Origin of the sequence: Sulfurimonas sp. (assembly GCF_027056685.1) — a bacterium.
Classification (GTDB): Bacteria; Campylobacterota; Campylobacteria; order Campylobacterales; family Sulfurimonadaceae; genus Sulfurimonas.
The window spans coordinates 1-3,268 of record NZ_JALUKE010000129.1; the positions used below are offsets into that span (position 1 = coordinate 1).

Below are 3,268 nucleotides of genomic sequence, written 5' to 3' on the forward strand. Positions count from 1 at the left end.
ATGGTCTTTCGAGACCACTATCTTAGTGATCTTATAGGTTTTAAGTATAGATATGAAGAGCCACAAAATGCGGCAAATCATTTCATAAGTGAGCTGCAAAAAATAGAAAATAGAGATGCAAATGCGCTTGTCTGTGTTATATTAGACGGTGAAAATGCTTGGGAATTTTACCAAAACAACGGTTTTGACTTTTTTGAAGCACTCTACAAAGGCTTACAAACGCAGCCGTGGTGTACAACGCTTACGATGGATGAGGTCTCTAACATGCAGGCAAAACCTCTTGAGTATTTAGCGCCAGGAAGCTGGATAAACGGCTCTTTTGATACATGGGTGGGTGAAAAACAAAAAACAAAAGCGTGGGAGCTGCTTTTTGTAACAAAAAAAGCTTATGAAGAGAATGTGGCACATCTCACTAAGGCAAAAAAAGCACAAATAACAGAGTTTTTTTTAAAAGCAGAGAGCTCTGACTGGTACTGGTGGTTTGGAAGTGATCACTACAGTGACTATATGCAGGAGTTCGACACACTCTTTCGTAACCAGCTTATTAACATCTATCATTTGATGGATATTTTACCTCCAAATGATCTTTTTCTCCCAATCTCTCAAAACAGAAGTTCGAGCGACTTTTTAGTTCCTCCACAATCGTTCATAAGTCCGATAATAGATGGCAAAAAAGACTCCTTTTTTGAATGGTTGGGGTGCGGTATAATTGATGAAACAAAACTTTTTTCTACAATGGAGGCAGCTTCGGGCGTAGTTGAGAAAATCTACTATGGAGAAGATGCGCAAAAGCTCTACTTCTCTTTTGAGGGAATGTTACAAAAGTACTGTACAAATGCGCAAATAAAGATTATAATAGAACCATTAAATCTAAACGCAGTCTTTGCATTTAATGCAGGAAAAACAACACTTAACGGTTTGGTGATTGAGAGTGCCTGCAAGCAGAATTTAGAACTAAGCATAGAGAAATCATCACTTAAGGTTGCGAAGATTTTTATACGCTTTGAGATAATTGCAGATGAGAAGATTTTACAAACAGTTCCGGGTTTTGGTGAGCTGAGTCTCAACCTGAATGAAAATTACGCCAAAAACTGGTATATATAGAGGAAAAGATGAAAAAGGTATCACTACTCTTTGGTATTCATATGCATCAGCCTGTCGATAACTTCGATGAGGCAGTTAAAAAAGCAGTCAAGCTCTCTTATGCTCCTTTTTTTGAGACGATGCGCAACTATCCTCAGTTTAAATTTTCACTGCACTGTAGCGGTTGGTTGCTTGAAAAAATAAGACAAGAGTATCCAAAAGTTTTTCAAACTATGCAGGAGCTGACACAAAAAGGAAGTATAGAGTGGTTTGGAGGGGGTTACTATGAGCCTGTTTTGAGCTGTATCCCTTCAAAAGACAGACGAGCGCAGATAAACAAACTAAGTCGTTACATTAAAAAGTATTTTAATGCAGATGTCAAAGGTTTGTGGCTAACAGAGCGAGTATGGGAGAGTGCAATACTCAGTGATTTACTTGCGTGTGGCATTGAGTATGTGATGGTGGATGATTATCATTTTATCAGCAATGGCTATGATAAAGAGCAGATGAACGGTTACTATCTCAGCGAAGATAATGGCGAAGTTTTAAAACTCTTTCCCATCTCCAAAAAACTGCGTTATGCACTTCCATTTTCCAAAATAGAGGAGTCTTTAAACGCAGTGCTCTCCTGTACAAAAGAGAGTGCTTCCGCGGCAATATTTTTTGATGATGCCGAGAAATTTGGGCTCTGGCCACATACCTATGAGTGGGTGTATGAAAAGCAGTGGCTGCAAAAATTTGTAGAAGCCGTTTTAGCAAATGAGCATTGCCAAACGCAGCACTATAGTGAGTATGTACAAGAAAACAGACCTTTGGGGCTTGCCTACTTAAATAACTGTTCGTATGTCGAGATGGGAGAATGGAGTCTAAAAACCCCATTGGCAACTGCGTTTGAAGCACTAAAAGAAAAGGTTGGCGATGCATATTTTCAAGAGACGGGAGTGGCGCTTATAAAAGGCGGCATTTGGAAAAACTTTTTTATAAAATACCATGAGAGCAATTATTTGCACAAGCGTATGCTTCAGCTCTCTAAGGGACAAAAAAGCTATGACAAAGCCACTCTTGATGCACTTTACAGGCTCCAAACAAATGATGCTTTTTGGCATGGTGTCTTTGGCGGATTTTATCTTCCAAACCTGCGTGACAATGCTTACAAATATTTACTACAGATTGAAAAAAGTAAGCATGTAAAAGATATTGTCATAGAAAAAATGGACATAGAGAAAGATGGCTATGATGAACTCAAAGTACGCACACAAAATCTTAGCTTTGTACTCTCTTTAAAAAATGGCGCACAGCTTGTGGAGTTTGGCGCGTTAGACGCACTTTTTAACTGGCAAAACACCATTATTCGACGAGAAGAGCTTTACCATAAAAAGATTTTAGAAGCCGATGAGAGCGCTGCACAAGCAGATACAAATAACAAAATAGCAACCATTCACACCCTTAAACGCAGTGTCAACAGTGATTTAAAAGCAGAGATTATTTATGACAGCTATGCGAAGAACTCTTTTATAGACCACTTTAGCACGCAGCCATTCACATTTGAAAACTTTAAAAATCTTACATTTAACGAGGTGGGAGATTTTGTATCGGGTATATTTACCCCTCAAAAGAAAAAATTTGTGCGTGAGGGATCTGTTTGTATCAGCGACAGTACCTACCCTGCAAAACTACAAAAAAGATACCGATTCAAAACAGATAAAATAAGCCTCAAAAGCAAATTTGAAACGCAGTATCCACAGAAGCTTTTCTTTGCCAAAGAGTTTAATCTTCATTTTGCCCATCCAGATAAAGTCACTTTTAATGGCAAAAATGTAGCCGATGGACTGCAAGAAGAGGCAATGAAAGAGCTTGTCATCATTGATAATTTTACTAAAAAAGTGCTTACTTTTAGAACTAATCAAGCGTGTGATATTTTTGCAGTGCCACTTAGCACTATTTCTGAGTCTGAGCAGGATTTTGAAAAAATCGTACAGCAGATAAGTTTCTTATTTTGCGGTAGTTTTACAACAGAGCATACATTTGAGATAAATATAGAGGTGAGTGATGTCTGAGATACGATTTGATATGCTGCATGATACTCATGTCATAATGGCACCAGAGCGCTTACACCGCCCAAACAACACAGCAATGCAAACAAAACAAGAGAGCCAAACAACTTTAGAGTGTCCTTTTTGTGAGG

1 protein-coding gene and 1 pseudogene are annotated in these 3,268 nt (G+C 38.4%); both read left to right on the forward strand.

What is annotated here, in order from left to right; translation table 11 throughout:
- Positions 1 to 1,104: pseudogene (locus tag MVY38_RS05675) on the forward strand (glycoside hydrolase); the annotation flags it as partial.
- An 8-nt stretch (positions 1,105 to 1,112) separates the two neighbouring features.
- The gene (locus MVY38_RS05680; RefSeq protein ID WP_297484228.1) at positions 1,113 to 3,140 is read left to right on the forward strand and encodes an alpha-amylase/4-alpha-glucanotransferase domain-containing protein; all 2,028 of its coding nucleotides are present in this window, start codon (positions 1,113 to 1,115) and stop codon (positions 3,138 to 3,140) included.
- Positions 3,141 to 3,268 lie beyond the last annotated feature (128 nt).